This window comes from Paenibacillus sp. FSL H8-0034 (assembly GCF_038000305.1).
In the GTDB taxonomy this organism is placed as follows: domain Bacteria; phylum Bacillota; class Bacilli; order Paenibacillales; family NBRC-103111; genus Paenibacillus_S.
On sequence record NZ_JBBOBS010000001.1, the window covers coordinates 8008775 to 8029997 of the forward strand.

At 44.6% G+C, this 21223-nt stretch carries 21 protein-coding genes; 7 read left to right on the forward strand and 14 right to left on the reverse strand.

Translation table 11 applies throughout. The annotated features are described in order from the left end of the window. Positions 1–16: 16 nt before the first annotated feature. From nadE to NST47_RS35775, 3 genes are all read right to left on the reverse strand, one after another. A complete protein-coding gene (nadE, locus tag NST47_RS35765) occupies positions 17–826 on the reverse strand; it encodes an ammonia-dependent NAD(+) synthetase (protein WP_341159352.1) in 810 nt (269 codons plus the stop codon). 114 nt (positions 827–940) lie between these two features. Then, positions 941–1375, reverse strand: a complete 435-nt coding sequence (locus NST47_RS35770) for a BrxA/BrxB family bacilliredoxin (RefSeq protein WP_341159353.1) — start codon at positions 1373–1375, stop codon at positions 941–943. A 111-nt stretch (positions 1376–1486) separates the two neighbouring features. Next, positions 1487–2221 carry a polysaccharide deacetylase family protein gene (locus NST47_RS35775; RefSeq protein WP_341159354.1) on the reverse strand — a complete coding sequence of 245 codons (735 nt, stop codon included), beginning with the start codon at positions 2219–2221 and terminating at the stop codon, positions 1487–1489. A gap of 182 nt (positions 2222–2403) precedes the next feature. Here NST47_RS35775 and NST47_RS35780 point away from each other — a divergent pair, with 182 nt between their 5' ends. Beyond that, on the forward strand, positions 2404–3027 hold the full coding sequence (locus NST47_RS35780) for a DedA family protein (protein ID WP_341159355.1): 624 nt from the start codon (positions 2404–2406) through the stop codon (positions 3025–3027). Next, the gene (locus tag NST47_RS35785) at positions 3024–4292 is read left to right on the forward strand and encodes a BaiN/RdsA family NAD(P)/FAD-dependent oxidoreductase (protein WP_341159356.1); all 1269 of its coding nucleotides are present in this window, start codon (positions 3024–3026) and stop codon (positions 4290–4292) included. Before NST47_RS35780 ends, NST47_RS35785 begins: the two co-directional genes overlap by 4 nt. 107 nt (positions 4293–4399) lie before the next feature. Here NST47_RS35785 and lspA read toward each other — a convergent pair whose 3' ends face one another. Next, complete coding sequence (gene lspA / locus NST47_RS35790; protein WP_341159357.1) at positions 4400–4870, reverse strand: signal peptidase II; 471 nt, start codon at positions 4868–4870, stop codon at positions 4400–4402. A 91-nt stretch (positions 4871–4961) separates the two neighbouring features. Between lspA and NST47_RS35795 the strand changes: the two genes are divergently transcribed. Next, complete coding sequence (locus tag NST47_RS35795) at positions 4962–5471, forward strand: hypothetical protein (RefSeq protein ID WP_341159358.1); 510 nt, start codon at positions 4962–4964, stop codon at positions 5469–5471. 114 nt (positions 5472–5585) lie between these two features. Here the strand turns inward: NST47_RS35795 and NST47_RS35800 are convergent, their stop codons facing one another. Next, positions 5586–6470, reverse strand: a complete 885-nt coding sequence (locus NST47_RS35800; protein ID WP_341159359.1) for a cation diffusion facilitator family transporter — start codon at positions 6468–6470, stop codon at positions 5586–5588. A 452-nt stretch (positions 6471–6922) separates the two neighbouring features. On the opposite strand from NST47_RS35800, the gene NST47_RS35805 reads away from it, so the two are divergent. Both NST47_RS35805 and NST47_RS35810 read left to right on the forward strand, forming a co-directional pair. Then, entirely contained in the window at positions 6923–7201 is a 279-nt protein-coding gene (locus NST47_RS35805) for a hypothetical protein (RefSeq protein ID WP_341159821.1), read from the forward strand. 207 nt (positions 7202–7408) lie between these two features. Next, the gene (locus tag NST47_RS35810) at positions 7409–8377 is read left to right on the forward strand and encodes an aldolase catalytic domain-containing protein (protein ID WP_341159822.1); all 969 of its coding nucleotides are present in this window, start codon (positions 7409–7411) and stop codon (positions 8375–8377) included. A gap of 88 nt (positions 8378–8465) precedes the next feature. Here NST47_RS35810 and NST47_RS35815 read toward each other — a convergent pair whose 3' ends face one another. From NST47_RS35815 to NST47_RS35825, 3 genes are all read right to left on the reverse strand, one after another. Beyond that, the gene (locus NST47_RS35815) at positions 8466–10559 is read right to left on the reverse strand and encodes an ATP-binding protein (protein ID WP_341159360.1); all 2094 of its coding nucleotides are present in this window, start codon (positions 10557–10559) and stop codon (positions 8466–8468) included. Between the two features lie 53 nt (positions 10560–10612). After that, positions 10613–11599, reverse strand: a complete 987-nt coding sequence (locus tag NST47_RS35820; protein WP_341159361.1) for a cobalamin-dependent protein — start codon at positions 11597–11599, stop codon at positions 10613–10615. Positions 11600–11891: 292 nt separating this feature from the next. After that, a complete protein-coding gene (locus NST47_RS35825) occupies positions 11892–13295 on the reverse strand; it encodes an NAD-dependent malic enzyme (protein WP_341159362.1) in 1404 nt (467 codons plus the stop codon). Between the two features lie 415 nt (positions 13296–13710). Between NST47_RS35825 and NST47_RS35830 the strand changes: the two genes are divergently transcribed. Beyond that, on the forward strand, positions 13711–14709 hold the full coding sequence (locus NST47_RS35830) for a C40 family peptidase (protein WP_341159363.1): 999 nt from the start codon (positions 13711–13713) through the stop codon (positions 14707–14709). Between the two features lie 80 nt (positions 14710–14789). Here the strand turns inward: NST47_RS35830 and NST47_RS35835 are convergent, their stop codons facing one another. The 6 genes from NST47_RS35835 to coxB all read right to left on the reverse strand — a co-directional run bounded on the left by NST47_RS35835 (position 14790) and on the right by coxB (position 20145). Then, positions 14790–15245 (reverse strand): DUF420 domain-containing protein, encoded by a 456-nt coding sequence (locus NST47_RS35835; protein ID WP_341159364.1) that lies wholly within the window; start codon positions 15243–15245, stop codon positions 14790–14792. 28 nt (positions 15246–15273) lie between these two features. Next, positions 15274–16182 carry a cytochrome c oxidase assembly protein gene (locus NST47_RS35840; protein WP_341159365.1) on the reverse strand — a complete coding sequence of 303 codons (909 nt, stop codon included), beginning with the start codon at positions 16180–16182 and terminating at the stop codon, positions 15274–15276. A 107-nt stretch (positions 16183–16289) separates the two neighbouring features. After that, on the reverse strand, positions 16290–16604 hold the full coding sequence (locus tag NST47_RS35845) for a cytochrome C oxidase subunit IV family protein (RefSeq protein WP_076230340.1): 315 nt from the start codon (positions 16602–16604) through the stop codon (positions 16290–16292). Then, entirely contained in the window at positions 16605–17225 is a 621-nt protein-coding gene (locus tag NST47_RS35850; protein ID WP_076230341.1) for a cytochrome (ubi)quinol oxidase subunit III, read from the reverse strand. Continuing rightward, positions 17222–19033 (reverse strand): cytochrome c oxidase subunit I, encoded by a 1812-nt coding sequence (ctaD, locus tag NST47_RS35855; RefSeq protein WP_341159823.1) that lies wholly within the window; start codon positions 19031–19033, stop codon positions 17222–17224. The genes NST47_RS35850 and ctaD overlap by 4 nt, the downstream gene beginning before the upstream one ends. Before the next feature lie 71 nt (positions 19034–19104). Beyond that, the gene (coxB, locus tag NST47_RS35860; protein WP_341159366.1) at positions 19105–20145 is read right to left on the reverse strand and encodes a cytochrome c oxidase subunit II; all 1041 of its coding nucleotides are present in this window, start codon (positions 20143–20145) and stop codon (positions 19105–19107) included. 330 nt (positions 20146–20475) lie between these two features. Here coxB and NST47_RS35865 point away from each other — a divergent pair, with 330 nt between their 5' ends. Next, positions 20476–21162 carry a hypothetical protein gene (locus NST47_RS35865; RefSeq protein WP_341159367.1) on the forward strand — a complete coding sequence of 229 codons (687 nt, stop codon included), beginning with the start codon at positions 20476–20478 and terminating at the stop codon, positions 21160–21162. Positions 21163–21223 lie beyond the last annotated feature (61 nt).

Here is a 21223-nt window from a genome sequence, read left to right on the forward strand (position 1 = left end):
GCTAGCTTATCTCCTGTTATATCCCCGGAATAGTTACTCGCTTGTGCTCGGTCTTCAGATACTGCTTCTCCAGCTTCTCCTTGGCTGCAGGAGAAATCTCTTTGCCCTCCAGATAATCGCTGTTGTCTTCATAAGTGATGCCAAGCTCAGACTCATCCGTCTGCCCTTCCCACAATCCAGCCGTTGGCGCTTTATCCAATACGCTTTGCGGAACACCCAGAGCCGCTGCCAGCTGTCGTACCTGTCGTTTGTTTAACGTGCTGAGTGGTGTAATATCAACAGCCCCGTCTCCATACTTCGTGAAAAATCCGGTGATCGCCTCGGATGCATGATCGGTTCCAACCACAAGTAAATTTAAATCGAAGGCCAATGCATATTGCAGCACCATCCGCGTTCTTGCCTTTACGTTGCCTTTGCCCGCACGACTTATATGACGATGAATACCGATCGATTTAAGCCCATATTCGGCTTCAAGCGCGATTTCATTGACAGTTTCCTCGATATTCGTCTCGATTTTGTAGGTTAATCCGAAGGCTTCCGCTACCGCATAGCTGTCTGTAATATCCGACTGCTCACCGTAAGGCTGAAACACACCTACCGTTTTGTACTCTCTGCCCTTTTCCGCCGTTAACTCATCGGTGGCCTGCTTGCACAATCCTGCTGCCACGGCGCTGTCTATACCTCCGCTAATCGCAATCAACAGCCCATCGACAGCGGCATTTTCTATGTATAGCTTCAAAAAGTCAACCCGTTTGCGAATTTCCTCAGCCACCTGAATAGTCGGTTTCACACCCAGCTTGGCGATAATTTCCTGCTGCAAATTCATGACTCTCCACCTCTCCTCATCCATTTTTACAAAAAAACTCCCGCAGCAGCCCAGGGAATCCTGAGGCCGGGGGAGTCTTCGTATATCGGAAGCGTTTATTGAATAAACAGCTTCCTATTTACAGTAGTTTTCAAAAGCGCTTGTCAGGTCGTTAGCGATTAAATCAGCGGAACGATCCTCAATTTGATGACGTTGAATAAAATGAACAAGCTGTCCATCCTTAAACAAAGCGATTGATGGTGATGATGGTGGATAAGGAGCCAAATACTCACGTGCTTTGGCAGTTGCTTCTTTATCCTGACCGGCAAATACCGTGAACAAGTGGTCTGGCTTTACCTCGTTTTGCAGGGCTTTGGCTACACCGGGTCTGCATTGACCAGCGGCGCATCCGCATACCGAATTAATAACAAGAAGAGCTGTACCTTTCACGTCTGCGAGGTTTTCAACAACTTCCTCCGGCGTACGCAGCTCAGTAATTCCGACTCGGGTTAAATCATCTCTCATCGGTTGGACCATATCTTTCATGTACGATTCAAATGACATCGACATCTTAGCTCATCTCCTTTACTAACATAATGATATAAAAACTATTCTAACTCTCATTATACATCGGCAAGGTTGGAAAGCAAAGGTTCTTTGTACACTCGCCATAAACTTCGGTTAGCTTTTTCCCGGTCTTAGAAATTGAAAGGTATAAGAATCCTTGCCCAGCACATCAAAATGATACCCAGACTGCTTTAAGTAGGAAATAATTTCCGGCAGTGCTTCCACTGTTGTCGTCTTCGCATCCATATCGTGCATAAGTACAATAATTTGTTTTTTGCCGCTGCTGCTGCTTTTAACCGAATCGACAATCGCTTCCTTGCTCTGAATAACAGCTGCTGCATCAGTGGAGCTCACATTCCAGTCAAAATACTGATAGCCAAGCGCCGACATCTCGCGGGTAATAGCACTCATGATATGACGCCCCCCTGATCGCCAGCTTAAGTGATTATTAGATCCTCCCGGATAACGTAATATATTCGGCCTGACCCCAACCGTTTCTTCCAATAATCGATTCAGCCGTTCCACATCAGCCTTAAAGGCTCCTACCGAACGATAAATACGGTGATAATCATGTGAATACGTGTGATTGCCAAGCGTATGCCCTTCATCTACAATTCGATGGAGCATCTGCTTGCTGTGTTCAGAGGTTTTTCCTGTAACAAAAAATGTAGCCTTGATCCCATTTTTCTGCAAAACGTCCAAAATGCGTGAAGTACTTTTCGAAGGTCCATCGTCAAAGGTTAGGTACGCTATCTTGTCTGATGACGTCGCAGCTGCAGGAGATGACGAGCTTATGACACAAATCATCGTACACAAAGCGGTAATGATCACGCAAATTAGGTATTTCATAGCAGTCCTCCCCTACGATTATTATGGACGTAAGCGAACTGCAGCAGGCTGTACGATTATTGGTTCCCATGCTATGAATTTCCTTATTTAGCAGTGGCATAGTCTGGATTCTACCACTTTTGCTGTTCGAGGTTTTTATTGGTATATTAAGTTTGAGTCTAATGAAGAAATGGAGCTTGAGTATGACTTATGAAACACTGATAACAATGATTGGACAATATGGGTATGCAGCATTATTTTTTGCTTTATGGCTGGGAATTGTCGGGATGCCTGTTCCGGATGAGGGGATTGTCATGACCGGTGGAGCCGTGACCGCAAGCGGTATGCTTTTGCCGATTCCTGCCTTTCTACTTACGTATTTGGGAGTTGTGTCAGGACTGACTTTAGGTTATGTCATAGGACGATGGATTGGCACACCGGCATTGAACCGAATGCGTCGTAAGAAAAAGCTTGCGTTATATGTTGACAAGTCGGAGCGGCTTGTAGCCCGTTATGGTTCCTATGCATTGGCGATTAGCTATTTTCTGCCGGTAGTTCGTCATATCATTCCGTATCTTGTCGGCTTGAACAAAATGTCCTTTCGACGTTACGCCCTTATCTCATACTCAACCGGATTCATATGGACACTGCTATTCTTCTCATTAGGCTACGTTGCCGGTGATCATGTACCTCAGCTGGCCATTTTGGTGCATCGGTATGGATTGCAGCTGTTATGGCTGCCTGCGATCGCTTTGATCACATTTATCGTAATAAGAATATGGAAAAAACAACGTAGGTTGTTAACCAAAGGGAGATTGGATTCATGAAGTTCGATGTAATTGTTATCGGCGGCGGTTCAGCCGGTCTTATGGCAAGTATTGCGGCAAGCGCTGGCAGTGCGAAGGTATTATTGATTGACAAGGGTGACAAGCTGGGGCGCAAGCTCGGGATTTCTGGTGGCGGACGATGTAATGTCACAAATAATAAGGATATTGATGAGCTGATCAAGAACATTCCCGGTAACGGGCGTTTTCTATATAGTGCATTTACCCATTTTGGCAGCAAGGACATTATCTCTTTTTTTGAGGGGCTTGGCATTAGGCTGAAGGAAGAGGACAGGGGAAGGATGTTTCCTGTTACTGATAAGGCCAAAAATGTAGTCGACGCGCTGATCAATCAGGTGAAGCGCCAAGGCGTCCATATTCAGACGAATGCTCCTGTTGCGGAGGTTCTGTACAAGGATGGACGAACAGCAGGTGTACGACTGAAATCCGGAGAGCTGATACACGCAGCATGTGTTATTGTCGCTACAGGAGGCAAATCCGTGCCGCAAACAGGCTCAACCGGTGACGGCTATCCATGGGCCGAGCATGCCGGGCATTCGATATCTGAGCTTTTCCCTACCGAGGTGCCTATCACCTCCAAGGAGCCTTTTATCAAGAGCAAGGAGCTGCAAGGACTATCCCTGCGTAACGTCACACTATCCGTATGGAATCCGAAGGGGAAAAAGCTCATCGAGCATGAAGGCGACCTGATCTTTACGCATTTTGGCATATCCGGTCCTATCGTATTGCGATGCAGCCAATTTGTTGTGAAGGCGCTTAAGCAATTTGGAACACCAACGATACCATTAACAATAGACCTGCTTCCCGAGCAAAGTCTGCAGGAGGTCAATGACCATACGTTAGGATTAGCACGGACAGACGCCAAAAAGGCAATCAAAAATGTACTAAAGGCGGCTTTGCCTGAACGGCTTATACCGCTCTTGCTACACAAAGCGGAGCTAAAGGAAGATATCACCTATGATAATATCCCCAAGCAGCAATGGCTTGAATTGTGCAAGTTCATCAAGGCTTTTCCTATTGAGGCAAATGGGACGCTGTCCATTGAAGAAGCCTTTGTTACAGGTGGGGGTATTAATCTTAAGCAGGTAGATCCGAAAACTATGGAATCAAAATTAATGAGCGGACTGTATTTTTGCGGTGAGATTCTTGATATTCATGGCTATACGGGTGGTTACAACATCTCGGCGGCTTTTGCTACAGGACATACAGCTGGAACCCATGCTTCACTTTCCTTGCAAAAGGTGTAGCGAGTAAAGTGAATTCATTTAGCTTCGCGGCCCAATATTCTTCCGATCTTCGATCACTGATGCTTCTCAGCATTATTGGGCTGCTTCACTCCATCATCATCCCACTTCTAGCCCTCATTCACATGCTCAGACTTGGTTTTTTGTGAGACATAATTTTGAATCATCGCTATTATCATAAAGAGTACCCCTATATTGATTGCCAAATCGGCAATATTCATCACACCTCGGCCTGAACCAAATGCCAAAAAATCAGTGACAGTACCCATTACAATACGATCGATCGCATTGCCGACTGCACCCCCGACCATAAATCCGGTGCCTATGTCCATCAGTGTTCCGCGAAGCTCGCCTTTTTTGCGATAATACAGAATTCCTGCAACGAATAAAACGGCAACCAGAGCAAACAGGCGTGCATATCCTGGAAATAGACCACGAGCCATTCCGTCATTTTCAATATAAGTGAATTGCAACACCCGATGAACAGGTATCGACTCTCCTAGCTCCATGTACAAGCGAACCAAACGTTTCGAACCTTGGTCAATCACCATGACAACAGCAGCAATCATATAAAAAAGCATGGCATTGATTCCTCTCTTGTTAAGACTTGCGCGTTTCAAATTGCCTATTTCGCGTTAATGATAAGTATCCAGTGTGTGAAGGGGAATTATAATGAAAAAAATATGGCGAACGCTTCTGATTACCTCTTTATTATCTTTAATCATGTCAGGCCTTACTTCTGCACAAACCAATGGAGACTATGCCCCTGTAGCCAAAAGCAGCGATACGCACCCGGCATACATTCAGGATATGTATACGGATAATGGAAAGACCTATATCGTTGTTGATGATATCGAATGGTATGAAGGTAAAGAAGCAGATGCTGTTTTTGCACAAAAAGAGCCTGAATTCGGGCAGATGGGTGCACCAAGCGGCTATTATATTGTTAATGATAACACTAAACTGCAAACTTTTGAAATTCAGAGCGATGCTGCAGTTTTAATGCAAATATATAATCGGAATGATCACCCTGAGGAAGCCCAGATTGTGTGGAATGAACCGGTCACCTTGAACAAATTCAAAGCTATTTTTAGCAAGGATGCTGTTATTCATGAATATCCCTACCATTTGACCGTTAAGGACGGGAAGGTCGTAAAAATCGTGCAGCAGTATATTCCATAAAAAAAAGAGCTTCAACCGGATCTGATTCGATCCTGTTAAAGCTCTTTTTGTATTCACGAATAAGCCAGCTCATGTGTACCACTTAATCCCGAGAGCCTGAATCCTCGCCAGGAGCTAGCTCTCTTCCTTTAGGTTGGAGTAAGGCTCTACATGTACATGCACATTATCAATACTATGCTGCAGATGCATACGCTGTTCGATTTCGTCACTTATATGGTGGCTTTGCTCCACGCTCAGTTCTGCACTTACCTCTACCACCACGTCAAGCAGCACACTGCTGCCATGGACTCTCGCCCGAATATTCTTGATACTCTTCACACCAGGGGTTTCACGTACGGTTTCCTGAAACACCTTCAACCGCTTATCATCAAAACCGTCAGTCAGTGCATGTGTGGCCTCAGAAAAAATGTTCCATGCCGTCTTGCATATGATCAGTCCTACGGCAAATGCGGCTATCGTATCCAATATCGGATAACCGAATCTCGAGCCTATGATACCAACCGTTGCGCCTATACTGACAAAAGCATCCGAGCGGTTGTCCATAGCCGCAGCCATTAACGAATGATTGTTTATACGTTTGGCGAGCTTTCTATTATACATATATACGCCCCACATCACGACAGCCGAGAAGAGGGCAACCCATGCCGCGAGCATATCGGGAGCCTGGCGTTCTGCAGACATCAAGCTTTGCACAGATTGAATGATAACCTGAATACCAGCAGCAAACATAATAAAGGAAGCCACCAGCGAAGCAATCGTTTCTGCCCTCATATGACCATATGGATGATCGTTATCAGGGGGTTTACGAGAAATACGCAGACCGATTAGCACAGCCAGAGACACAATAATATCGGTTGTATTATTAATACCATCAGCGGTCAACGCTTCAGAGCCCGTCATATAGCCCATACTGATTTTGAATATGGATAAAAGAATATACGCAGCGATACTGACCCATGCGCCCTTCTCACCCTGCTTCAGATTATCATATGCGTTCACTTCTGACACTCCTCCAGACCATGATGAAACATGCTCGTTATCTATATGTCCATCATAACAAACGATTCTCGTGTGGGTCTAGAGAAACAGTGTTACCCTGGCAACGAAAAATAGGGAAGGTACAACTTTGTTTTCCATGGCAAATCTTTTTCACCCAAGCTCACTTACCAACAACATGGTATCTGACTGATAACAGCCACTTGTCCCTTTTCCAACTAAGGAAATCCGTTATTAGCCATACCTACTATTATTTCCCTTGAAAAAAGAAGATATTCCAAATAAAATGAACATATGCTGTTTCAAGATTGCATACGATGGTTACAAAACATAAACAAACAGTATATAACATTGATAAGAAAGAGGTGGAACTATTGTCATCACCGTCTGAAGATCCTAATCGTTCTTCTGAACAGCTTCCTGTTGATCCAGCCGATGCCGCTGAGAACAAAGTGATGGGCATTCTTGCCTACATAATTTTCTTCCTGCCCCTCCTCGTTGCCAAGCAATCACGATTTGCCATGTATCATGCGAATCAAGGCTTATTGCTGCTATTGGTCTGCATTGCTTGCAACCTTGTATTAGGTGCTATTCCGTTCCTTAACTTGATTCTGGTGCCTATTGCCAACCTGGGTGCACTTGTATTGACGATTTTGGGTATCATTAATGCCGCTAATGGACAAATAAAACCATTGCCTCTGATCGGTAAATATACCCTGATCAAAACCCCATAGCACTTATCCTCGTTCATAAATATGCAACGAACAATCCGGCTTCGCGGTGAAGCCGGATTGTTTTTATTGACAAGATTGTTTATACTATGGCATATTAAATATAGGAAATTTACTTTACCGCTTAAAAGCCAAAAAGCGTTAAAGAAAAATAAAGCAGACCGCTGCGGTCTGACTAACGGCGCACTGACAGAAAAGGAGCAAATTCGGATGACAAAAGATCTTAATCACAAAATTTTGGACTGTACGATTCGTGACGGGGGACTCGTCAATAACTGGGATTTTAGCGTAAAAATGGTTCAGGACATGTATGCTGGCTTAAGCGAAGCCGGTGTGGAATATATGGAAGTTGGTTATAAAAATTCGGCTAAGCTGTTAAAGGGTGCCGATGCTGGTCCTTGGCGCTTTTTGAATGAGGATTTCCTTAAGGAAGTTATTAAAACAAAAACCGATACAAAACTGTCTGCATTAGTCGATATTGGCCGTGTGGATGAGAATGATATTTTACCTCGTGAGCAAAGCCATCTGGACATGATCCGGGTAGCTACTTATATCAAAGATGTGGACAAGGCGCTGGAATTGGTCAACAAGTTCAATAGCTACGGCTACGAGACGAGCATTAACATTATGGCTCTTTCTCACGTTATGGAAAATGAATTGACAGAAGCTTTTGAAGATATCGCTAAAAGCCCTGTAGATGTCGTTTATGTAGTCGATTCCTATGGCAGCATGGACAATCGTGATGTCGACTATATGGTATCCAAGTTCCAGAATTTACTTCCTAATAAAAAGCTCGGTCTTCATATGCACAACAATATGCAGCTTGCATTCGCCAATACATTAGTTGGTGCTTCCAAAGGCGTTGAATTTCTGGATACTTCCGTATTCGGTATGGGCCGCGCCGCTGGTAACTGCCCAACTGAATTGTTGGTAAGCTATTTGAAAAATCCAAGATACGAAATTCGTCCCGTATTGGATTTGATCGAAAGACATTTGATCCCTATGCGCGAAAAAGTCGAGTGGGGCTACATTATTCCTTACATGGTCGCTGGTGTATTGAACGAGCATCCACGTGCAGGAATGGCTCTACGTTCAAGCTCTGATAAGGACAAATATGTTGAATTCTACGATAAGCTGACTTCTCCGGAAGCTATGCCTACCAATCACCATTCCGACTAAGTTATTCATGAGCCAGATACACACAAAGAGCAGATGCTTCGGCAGCCTGCTCTTTTGATGTGCTCATTAACCCTTTTATTGGGATAGGTCAGTTATTTTCCAGTAAGAGCTGCTCGAAGGCATCACAAGTGTCTGCGTACAGCTGTTCAACCTCTGTAATCAGTCCTATGCATGCTTCTGTTACACAATTGGATCGTCCGATTGTCTCCAGCTTCTCAAAAGCTCTGGATAAGGCATTCATGCCAAGGCTTAAGCTCGCTGATTTTAAATCGTGAGCGACAATTCTGAGATTAACAGCATCCTTGTCATCAACAGATTGCTTCAGCAGCTTCATTTTATCCGGTGTATCCTGGCCATACAAATGAAACAATGCCGCCAGCATCGAAGTGTCTCCGTCATCGTTCAAATCCATAATTTCTTGAATTATAGACAGATTCAGCAAGCTATCCTCTTCTTCCAGCTGTTGACTCGAATGACTCTCCAATGCTGGCAACTCAGGCAGCCATTTTAGCAGTGCTTCCTTCAAGGTAGCCAGATTAACCGGCTTGGTGATATAGTCGTCCATCCCAGCCGCAAGGCACCTTTCCCGGTCTCCCTGCATGGCATTGGCTGTCATCGCGATTATCGGCAATCTTGGATTTCTGGCATCAGAAGTCTCCGTCTCCCACCTCCGGATCTTCAGGCTGGCATCAAACCCGTTCATCACGGGCATCTGATTATCCATCAAAATCAGGGAAAAGTCGCGCCGCTGGACCTCCTCGCAAGCCTCAGCTCCATTGGAAACAGTAATAACGTTGGTGAGCCCCAACTTTTTAAGCTGAAGGAGGGCAACCTGTTGATTGATTTGATTATCCTCAGCCAGCATAATCGGCAAGCTCAAATCTTTATTCAGTAAAATAGACAGGTCTTGACTCGGCGTCACAACTTCTGGTGCTGGAGCACTCTGTAATTTGACACTAGCTTCGATATCCAGCTCGATTTCAAACCAGAAGGTTGAACCGACACCGTCTGTGCTCTCGACTCCAATACGACCCTTCATGATCTCAAGCAATTTTTTGGATATGGACAGGCCTAATCCGGTTGAACTGAATTTATGAGTTCGAGACTGATCAGCTTGAAAAAAAGGCTGAAACAGCTTGCTGCGATTTTCTTCGGATATTCCGATTCCGGTATCTTGAACTTCAAAAATCAACCTTTGCTTTTTATCGGAAGCTGACAGTAATCGCACTCTCACATCAATCTGACCCTGATCCGTAAATTTCAGAGCGTTCCCGATCAAATTCAATAAAATTTGACGAATTCGATCCGGGTCACCTTTTAAGCTGGGCGCTATTCGTGGGTCTATGTGCATTTGAAGCTTGTTTCCTCTCTTCTGCGAACGTGGAATCATTAATTGCAGAATCAGATCGAGCAGCTCGCGTAGATCAAACTCCACCTCCTGAATACGCATTTGACCCGCCTCGATTTTGGATAGATCCAGAATATCATTAATAATCGTCAGCAGCATGTTAGAAGAATCCAAAATGATTGAAATCGATTTTTTATGGGCATCCGATAAATTAGAATAGGAAAGCAGTTCGGCCATCGCAATAATGCCGTTCATGGGCGTCCTAATTTCATGGCTCATCGTCGCCAGAAAGGTGCTCTTGGTTTGATTCGCCTGCTCTGCATTTTCCTTGGCCAGCTTAAGCTCAATGTTGCTTTTGGCCAGCTGTCTCTGGACGAGTACCAGTTCGTTGTTTAAAGCTGAAAACTCCTCATAGGCTCGCTGCTCCTGCTCCAGCTTCAAGAGCATTTCCTGAGACAGCTTCTTGATCGTTTCCCGAAGGGCCACCAGCTGTTGATTGTTGATTTTCATCAGCTCATCGTAGAAATATGAATAAATAGAATTATATTTTGAGCCCACGACCAATATGCTTTCCTCAAACAAGCCGCCATTAAAATAAAACAGTTCTGTGCGATCTCTGATTTTTAGATTAATTTCCCAATTAAATAAAGCTTTGTTGATCTTGACCTCTTTAAGAAATTCGCGAAATTTGCCAGTATTCATCTCATCAAATATTGAATATACGCCACTACCGGCGTCCAAGGTCGAAGATATATCCAGATCATCGCGAATAATCGATACGATCCGTCCATCCGAGTCGCACAATAGTGAGATAACAACCTGGTTCTCTCCCATCCGAAATCCCCCTATGTAGTGAATAGTTAAATATAATTCCCCCTATTTCGAGATCATGTTACTTTCATCAGTTCACGCGCCTGAGATATAGCATCTTTTGCATTATAGGCATGTCCATCTGCACCTACGCTTTTCCATAGCTCGGGATCAATATTAAAAGGAAGCCCTCCGACAATGATCTTCGTATGACACGATTGTTCATGGTTACGAATATCATCGATTAGCTCTTTGACCAGATAAACATGAAAGCTCATCGTTGCAGAGATCGCCATAATATCGGCTTGCTTGTCTATAATCGAGTCGATGACAGAACGCTTCGGAACATTGGCACCCAGATAATATGTATCCCACCCATCCATTTCAAAAAAATCACAGACCATTCGCAGGCCGATCTCATGCAATTCCTCTCCTACGCATGCTGCAACCATTTGTCTGCCATTGCGGGCTACCGAGAATATATACGGATACAACTGGGACATGATCATTTGTGTCGCCGCGGTACAATAATGCTCCTGTGCTACATTGATCTGGTTAGTTTGCCACAGTCGTCCAATCTCGTATTGTGATTTTTGAAATATGTGCAGATAGATGTCCTCGATCGAAATCCTTTGCTGAATGTTCATAATCATTGCACTTGCCGTATGACGATCTCCTCGAAGCAGCAGCTCCGTATATTGCCTGGCCTCGTCAACCAAGTATGGGTCTGTTCCCAACAGGCTCATGCTTTCTGCCAATGGTAAGGACACCTGCTTAAGCGCGTCATCCACTATAGGAAGAATCAGCTCGCACAGCTCAGGCTTTATTTGTTGTTTAATAGCTTCCATCATGCATCTCAAGTTCACGGCTATCTCTTCAGTTGTCACCTTGTGTCCCGCAAGCAGTGTCCGCAGCCAAGTCATATAGTTGGCAAACAGCAATGGACTTTTCATTTGAACGCTTTCAGAGAGATACTTCAGATTATACAGGGTATCCTGCATGGTTTGTTTACGTCCGTTCTCCCCAAAACGTATCAACAATTCGGGCTGAAGCTTATATTGCATCTCCGTAATTTGACTGGCTAGCCGCTCGCTCTGCTCCAAAAGGGCAAGTCCAGCAGCATGATAAATCGATTCGATAAAAAATCACCTCACTTAAAATCACCATTTAATATCATTTATTAAACACAATTTAAAATCTGAAAACATTCTTTTATCGCTCAATCAGACGGAATAATCTATAACCAACAGAAAAAAGCAGCCGGAGGTTCCCGACTGCTTAAGCTTGGTTTACATTAGAGTTACTTCAACATAATTACCGTTGAAGGATAACACTTATATCAAGGATCATTTGCTTTTAACGAAAATCTGGTGGAATCCGACGGGCAACACCCGTACGAATCGCCGCCTCGATAACAGCATGACGAACATTAGCTACCACATGATCGTTAAATATACTTGGGATAATGTAAAGCTCATTCAGCTCATCATCGCTCACGACCGAAGCAATCGCACGAGCGGCAGCCAGCTTCATATCCTCATGGATACGGCGTGCTCTGCAATCCAATGCCCCTCTGAAAAGTCCCGGGAAGCACAGCACATTGTTGATCTGATTCGGATAATCACTACGTCCTGTTGCCAGCACACGAACATGCGCTTGAGCAATTTCCGGATCGATTTCCGGCTGAGGATTGGCAAGAGCAAACACGATCGCATCATTAGCCATCGACTGAACATGCTCAACCTTCAGCAGTCCCGCACGCGACACCCCAATGAATACATCAGCCCCATGAATAACCTTGTCCAAGCCGCCAGCAACATCTTCAACCTGAGGTTGTTCAGCAAGCCATTGCCACATCGGTTGATCATAGGTTTGACCGCGGACAATCGCACCATCACGGTCAACCGGCACAAGGCGCTTAACCCCTGCCGCGAGCAGCATTTTGCAAACCGATACACCAGCAGCCCCAATTCCATTGACTACAACACGTATGGTTTCAATTGGCTTGTCCACAACCTTCAGTGCGTTAATCAGCCCAGCCATCATGACTACAGCTGTTCCATGCTGATCATCATGAAATACCGGTATATCGAGTTCCTTCTCCAATCGGGATTCAATCTCGAAGCAGCGCGGCGAACTGATATCCTCCAGATTAATACCGCCAAAGATAGGACTGATCACTTTCACAGTACGAATAATTTCCTCTGTATCCTTCGTGTCCAAGCAGATCGGGAACGCATCCACACCAGCCAGCTGCTTGAACAGCATCGCTTTCCCTTCCATTACCGGAGCAGCAGCCTGCGGTCCAATATCACCCAGCCCCAGAACAGCCGTGCCGTCCGTAATAACAGCTACCGTATTTCTTTTGATTGTTAAGGAATAAGCCTTTAGTGGATTTTCTTGAATAGCGGTGCAGACACGGGCTACCCCTGGTGTATATACGCGGGACAAGTCATCCCGATTTTTGATAGGCATATTCGGTTGAACAGAAATTTTACCGCCCAGATGAGCAAGAAAGGTACGATCCGACACGTTGATGAGTGTGATCCCTTTCAAATCCTTAATGGCTTGAACGACTTCAGCCTCAACCGAATCCTGCACATCTATCGTAATATCTCTAACCGAGGATTCCTTGCCGACACGGATAACGTCAATCGAGGTCACATCTCCGCCCGCACGGCTAATAACTGTAGCCACATCACCAAAGGTTACCAAATCATGTGCTAACTCTACCCGTAAGATGATACTTGTATTTGCCATAAAATCCTCCTTCTGTTCATAATAATGAACCTTGTTCTTAATACTGTTTTTACTATCATATCATGTTGACTTTTCAGTTACAATCCTAATTCTTATTTCTGTCCACAATACCATGAAAACCATGTCAACATTTACCACTAAACTTAGCTGGTTCAAGCGACGATATAATGGGTACCCCGCCAAATCTTGGACAAGCCTCGAACCCTATGAAGCGGTGGAGTCCCATATAAAGGACTTTCGATTGGATTCTAACCCCATTGTGGCTGTCAAACGGGTTAGATGTCAAATCAACAATTTCGATAACCAACCACAGCTTTTTTTATCGATTCCCAGGCAAACCTCGTTCTCCTGCTTATAAGCAATGAGAATGTTTATATACATAAGGTTTGAAAACATCAACTGGAGGTATTACATTTTGAAAAAACATCTTGCGACATTGCTGTTAGCCACCACTCTCACCACAAGCGTCGGTCTGCTCGTTCCCAACCAAGCCAATGCTTCATCAGCCGTCATTGTCAGCAGCGTTAACTTCAGAACTGGAGCGTCCGTCGATTCGAGCAGTAAAGGGTTTTTGAAAACCGGAGAAACCGTTGAAATTTTATCCAAAATTAATGACTACTGGTACAAAATCCGTGATTCCAAAGGAGAAACCGGTTATGTATCAACCAGCAGCCAATACATAAAAGAGATCTCTTCCGGTGGCAGTGTCGGCAGTGGCACCAGTGATCCTTCCTCGGCCGTCATTGTGAGCAGCGTGAACTTCAGAACGGGTGCATCCACCGATTCGAGCAGCATCAGATTTTTGAAGGCCGGAGAAACCGTTAAAATTTTGTCGAAAGTGAATGACTATTGGTACAAAGTCAGTGATTCCAATGGAGTCACAGGTTACGTATCAACCAACAGTAAATACATAAAACCGTCCACATCCGGTGGTGGTGGTAGCGGCGGAAGTGGAAGTAATAACGGCGGCAATACCAGCAACACCATTACTAGTGTTATCAATGCAGGCAAATCCTATTTAGGTACCCCTTATGAGTATGGCTCCGACCGTTCCAACACCAAAACCTTTGATTGCTCTGATTTTGTACGCCAGGCTTTTAAAGATGGTGCCAATATCACACTGCCAAGCGATTCCAGACAGCAGGGTGACTATGTCCGCAAAATCGGTAAAACCACTACCAATTGGAACAATCTCAAGGTAGGCGACCTGATGTTCTTCATGGATTACAAAGGAACAAGCAAATCCGCATATCCGAGCAATACAGCTGATCAGCGTATTACACATTCAGGCATCTATCTGGGTGACGGTAAAATCCTGCACACCTATTCCAAGGAATCCGGTGGTGTCCGTATTGATACAATTGCTAATAGACATTGGGAATACCGGTTTATATTTGGAGGAAGCGCGCTTTAAGCTGAATCCCGGACTCATAATCAATACGTAACAAAAAGAAGCAGATGCATCCATCTCATGGACAAGCATCTGCTTCTTAATTATATGCCAAAGATCGCATTGATCATCGGTTTGGTATCTCCACCGGGGTACATCACATACAGAAGAATGAATACGGCTACACCTGTAGGTGCTGTTAGAAGCCACATTACGGCTGTCCAACGCCCTATTTTGCGGTGTCTGGCAAATCTTTGTTTATACGCAAGCAGCAGGGTGACGATTCCGAATACGCCGCCTGTCGTAGCCAACGTAATGTGAAAAAATAAAAATAAATGGTAGGGAAGCTTTAAATGCTCGGGACCCCCAAAGCTTGTATTGCCGACGAACAACGTTCTCGATACATATATAATAAAAAAGGCAAGTGCGAACACCGCACCCCACACCATCAGCTTTTGATGTGTTTGACGGTTACCCTTTACAATCTGGTACCATCCACAGGCGACAAAGATCGCACTGATCACTATAAAGCTGGTGCTGATCGTTGGTAAAATAGGCATACCGAGTCCCACCTAACCCATCATAAATTTAAGCTCGATTCATTTGCACAGAAGGCTGGGCTTGTGGATGCTGAATCAAAGACTCATTCATCAGATCTTCTTCCGCTTCCATTTTGCGCTCTCTCCGGTACCAGCCGAAGAAGGTATAAGCAAGCGCCACACCATAAACAATTTCCTGAACAATCTTCATAATGACCCCGCCAAGCTGCTGATCATTAAGCACAGACATGAACAAGTACTGTTCAGGAACGTCAGCATAGGCTTGATATAAAGGTGATCCTGCAAATATGATTAATGCGCAGGCAGGTGTCAGCAAGATCCCGTTAACGAAGATATAACCCATCTTCTTCAACTCGGACATCCTGTTATATTCAGGCAGCGGACAAAATACAGGGAACCACAGCTGAAAAGCAGCCAGTAGAAAAATAGCTTTGTACAGCTCATGAAGCGGCATGTTGGCCATTAAAGTATCCATAATGATCGGAATATGATAAAAGGAAAACACCATATTAAACACGAACAATGAGATCAATGGTGATGTAAAAGCCTGCATAAAAGCCTTCATCGCTTTCGGCTTCAATACAGGGCGCAGCAGCCAGCCAGGCAAGCCCAACAGCAGCAGCGGAGGTACAACTAAATACAGAAACGACTGCTGCAGCATATGAGCGCTAAAGCTGTAGAGATGCGAATACAAACTGAGCGGCGATCCCTCTGCTACATAATACATCAACAACCCCAAATAAAAGTAGATTAGCTGGCTCCTTTTCACAGGTGCTGTATCCGCAAAACGATGACGCCAGCGAGTTACAGCCAAACTGTACAGCCAGCCGATAATGACAACAATGAGGAGCAACCCGGGGCTCCACAGGTTAGCAAAACCCGCCGACATAATATCTCCTGTTGTGTGCTCCATATGACCCATTGCTTCCATGTTCATGATGATTCTCCTTTCTCACTAACCTTAATTTCTCGCCTCTTACTTTGTGAAAAATAGTGCATGCTCAATAGAAAGAAGAGGCTTTTATTTCTAAAAGCCTCCTCTACTTACCACCAAGTCCAGTAGACGGCTGCCGCTACTGCAGTTAAAGCTACGATGAATCCAAATATAATCCCTACAATTGGAAACAGGTGGCCTCTTTCCTTCATGTGCATCCAATAAGCTAATTGGAAAATCGCTTGTACGATCCCAAGACCCGTTAGGAAAAGAATGAGAAACCAACGATCCAATCCGCCATAAAGTACAGCGGCAAAGGCAATCATGGTTAAAAGAATCGATACAATATAAGACAAGTAATGGTTCTTAGGGCTTTCCGCTTTATGGCGCTTAGCCGCTGGTGTTGCATGCTGTTGGCTGCTCATTTACGGTCCCACCTTCCCCAATAAGTACACTACGGTGAAGATAAATACCCATACTACGTCGATAAAGTGCCAATAAAGTCCGGCAACGTAATATTTAGGGGCAGTTACGACTGTAAGTCCTTTTTTGAACGAAGATATAATTAACAATGTGATCCATAGAACACCGAACGCTACGTGTGCTCCATGGAAGCCAACAAGTGTATAGAAGGAAGTAGCAAATGCGCTCTTCGTAAATACATGGCCTTCATGAACATACTCCATGAACTCGTAAATTTCCAGACCCAGGAAACCCAGACCCAGCAATACGGTAACAGCCATCCACAAGTTCAGCTTTTTCAAATCATTACGATGCATGGCCATTGTAGCGAATACGCTGGTCAAGGAGCTCGTTAACAAAATAAATGTGGAAATTCCGACTGTTGTCAGATTGAACAATTCTTGTCCAGTTGGACCATCAGGAACCTGATTACGTAATGCGATAAACGTTGCGAACAACGTACCGAACAATACGCACTCTCCGCCAAGGAAGAGCCAGAAGCCCGTGACCTTATTCTTGCCTTCCAATGTCGCGGTTTCTGCGTGAGGTGGCAGTGCACCGCCTACTTCATGATGCGCACTCATGCCTTAGCCCCCTTATCTTCGAGTTCTTCCGGCTCAATATGAAAGCCCTTGTCATCGTATACCGAACGAAGGAACATACAAGCCAGCATGATGCCTCCACCGATAATAGCGACTGAATACGTGTGATACATAAAACCGAAACCTGCAATAAAGAATCCGATTGAGAATATTAAAGGCAGGATCGATGCGGATGGCATATGAATCGAACCAATAGGCTCGGCAGGCGTCATTTCCTTGTTGCCAGCCATCTTTTCTTTCCACAATGCATCCAAACCACGAACAAGTGGAGTTTGTTTAAAGTTATATTCAGGTGCAGGAGAAGGAATCGACCACTCCAGTGTACGACCATCCCAAGGATCTGCAGGTGCATTTTTTGGTTTTCTTGCTGCTACAATTGCATTGATCAGGAATACGATAGTACCAATACCCATCAGGAAAGCACCAATCGTACTGACAAAGTTACCTTCTTCAAGCCCTACGCCTGGCTGGTATGTAAATACGCGGCGTGGCATCCCCATAAGCCCAAGGAAATGCTGCGGGAAGAATGTCAGATGGAACCCGATAAAGAATGTCCAGAAGTGAACTTTGCCAAGCGTTTCGCTAAGCATACGTCCGAACATTTTGGGCCACCAATAGTAAAGGCCTGCAAATAATCCCAGAACAAGACCACCAACGATAACGTAATGGAAATGCGCGACAACAAAGTAAGTATCGTGGTACTGGTAATCTGCCGGCGGAACTGCAAGCATAACCCCAGTTACACCACCCATAACAAAGGTTGGAATAAACGCCGTTGCAAACATATTAGCTGTCGAGAACGTAATTTGACCGCCCCACAATGTAAACAGCCAGTTAAAGATTTTAACACCTGTAGGTACGGCAATGGCCATTGTTGCAATCGCAAAAATCGCATTACCTATTGGACCAATACCTGTTGTAAACATATGGTGGACCCATACCATGAAGCCTAGAAATCCGATCAACGCTGTTGCGAATACCATGGAGCTGTATCCGAAAAGACGCTTTTTGGAAAACGTACTGACGATTTCGGAAATGATTCCGAAAGCAGGGAGAATCAGAATGTATACTTCGGGATGCCCAAAGATCCAGAATAAATGCTCCCAAAGCACGGAATTCCCACCCTTGGAAATTTCGAAGAAAGCACCGCCAAACATACGGTCAAACATAAGCTCAACCAAACCAACCGTGATCGCCGGAAAAGCGAACAGGATCAAAGCCGAAGTAATAAAAGCCGTCCATGTAAACATTGGCATTCTCATGTAAGTCATGCCTGGTGCCCGCATGTTAATAATCGTAACGAGGAAGTTAATCCCCCCGATTAGTGTACCCAATCCGGCGATTTGCAGACCTAGTACATAAAAGTCGACCCCATGATACGCGGACGTGGTATCGACAATGGCAGATAATGGAGCATAGGCTGTCCAACCAGCCGTTGGAGCACCGCCCAAAAACCAGCTCACGTTCAGCATTACGCCACCAAAGAAGAATAACCATAAGCCAAGCGCATTAACGAAAGGGAATGCAACATCTCGCGCTCCAATCTGGAGTGGAACAATCGCGTTCATAAATGCAAATATGATCGGCATTGCGGCAAAGAAAATCATCGTTGTACCATGCATTGTTGTCAGAGCATTAAACGCATCGCCAACAAAAATTTTCTGATCAGGAAACGCGAGCTGAATCCGGATCAAGATAGCTTCCAGACCGCCTATCAAGAAAAAGAAGCCGCCTGCGATTAAATACAAAATACCGATCTTTTTGTGGTCAACCGTAGTTAACCAATCCATAAGTCCACTGTAGTGCTTTACTGGATGAGAGTTTGCCAACGTATTATACCTCCTTTTTACCAAAATCGCCCTTATTTCAGAGCATTCAAATATTTAATAACATCGTTGATTTGCTGATCCTGCAATGGTTTCGATCCCGTTGGACCAAAAGCAGGCATTTTATTACCCGGTTTTACGGACTGAGGATTACTGATCCATTCATGTAATTTCTCATCATTGATATCCTTACCATCCTTGTCCTTACGCTGCAACACACCTGCAATCATCTCACGTGATGCAAAACCGTTCAGATTCGGTCCCATCCCAAGGCCTTCGGGACTGACCGCGTGACAGGCGAGACAGTTATCTTTAAACACCTGTTCACCATTCCGCGCATCTGCAGAAATAGTCGCAGGAGCTTTCATTTTATCAACCCACTTGGTAAAATCGGCTTCGGTCTTCGATATAACCTTGAAGTCCATCAATGCATGTGACGCTCCACAGAGCTCCGCGCACTTACCCATAAAGACAGCGGCATCATCCGCCTCAAAATACATCGTGTTGGTCATGCCCGGGTTGGTATCCTGCTTACCTGCAAGTGAAGGCACCCAGAAAGCATGCAATACGTCTGCTGAAGTAATCTCAAAGGCAATTTTCTTACCTTTTGGAATAACCAAATCTTGGGCTGTTGAAATTCCCAACTCCGGATATTCAAACTGCCACCAGAATTGATGCGCCGTTACTTTAACATGCACCGCGTCCTTGTTGCCAATATGATTTTCAGCAAGCTTAACGGTGTAGCTCACGGTTGGCACAGCCAGAATGAGCAGCAAAATAATAGGCACTACCGTCCAAATGATTTCCAGAACGTGACTGCCTTCCACTTGCTTCGGAATAATATCTTTATCGCCTTTTTTCTTCCGAAAGCGTACGAGCACATAAATATAAATCGCAAATACAATCACGGTTACCAATACCATGATGCCCAGACTCAGCTCCATCAAAAACAGCTGATCTCTAGCTACCGGACCTCTTGGCCTCAACGCTGAAAGCGTGTCGCTCCCACAGCCCGATAATAGCAACATTAACCCGACAAGAGGGATGTAACGCCACAGATTCTGCCATCGATTCATCTAATTAATCCCACCTCTAAAGCAAATATTTTTCGAACAAAAGGTCACATATTGTCAATGAGCCTATTTACCATATTAACTATAAATTCGTACCCCTTTTTTGTCAATCAATCTGGAGAAGTTCACAAATTGTTCTCAACCTGCGCCGCTACTCGTTTTTTCCAAATAAGCCTCTCTGATTTTATACCCTTGTTCAAGCTATTTTATGCATCGCTTTGTTTTGAACTTTCACGCATAATTCTGATTCTTTGATGAATGCTACTATCATAGTGCGAGTTCAAAAAGTCGACTTTTTGACTCTTTAACGTAAATAAACTTAAGGAGGACTTCATGCAAAATCTGCGTCTTGGCCTAACCTTTATATGTATCAGTTCCTTATTGGGTCTGTGTGGGTGCTTTAGCATCTATGACAAGAACAGTGCTTCGAACTATGGAAGTCGTACTGGAAATGCTCCACAGGATACAACGCGCGCTTATCAGACTGAACAGCAAAATTCAATCGTTTCCCATCGCCATTCCACTCTTCAATTCAATCAGGCTCTGGGTGAAAAAGTCGCGGCTATGAATGGTGTTAACAGCTGTATTGTGATGATGGCCGATAAAACGGCATATGTCGCTATCTTGATTGATAACACGGCTTCAGGTACAAAAAGCGGTCCGCTGGAAACCAATAATGCGGGAACGGTAAGAGGCTTGTACAATCCTTCAACTCCGTTCAACGACTATATGGACCCTAATCTGCTGACGAACGGCTCCAATAATTATGAGACCGTCCAATTTCATGATCAGATCACTCATTTGTTCAAGCAAAAGATCGCTGAAAAAATCCGCAGTTTGCAGCCTAATGTGTCCGACGTGTATATTTCCGCCAACCGTGATTACGTCAACGAATTAAACCGTTTAGCCCAGGAGGCTTGGAGCGGGCATGATTTGACGCCTTATTTGCCTGAATTTGATGCTATATCTGAACGTATATTCGGTACACTGCCTACGATTCCGACGCAGTCTGAGCAATAAACCAGCTCGAACCCCCCTCAAAGTTTCTCTTCATTAATATATATGAAGAAACCGAGAGGGG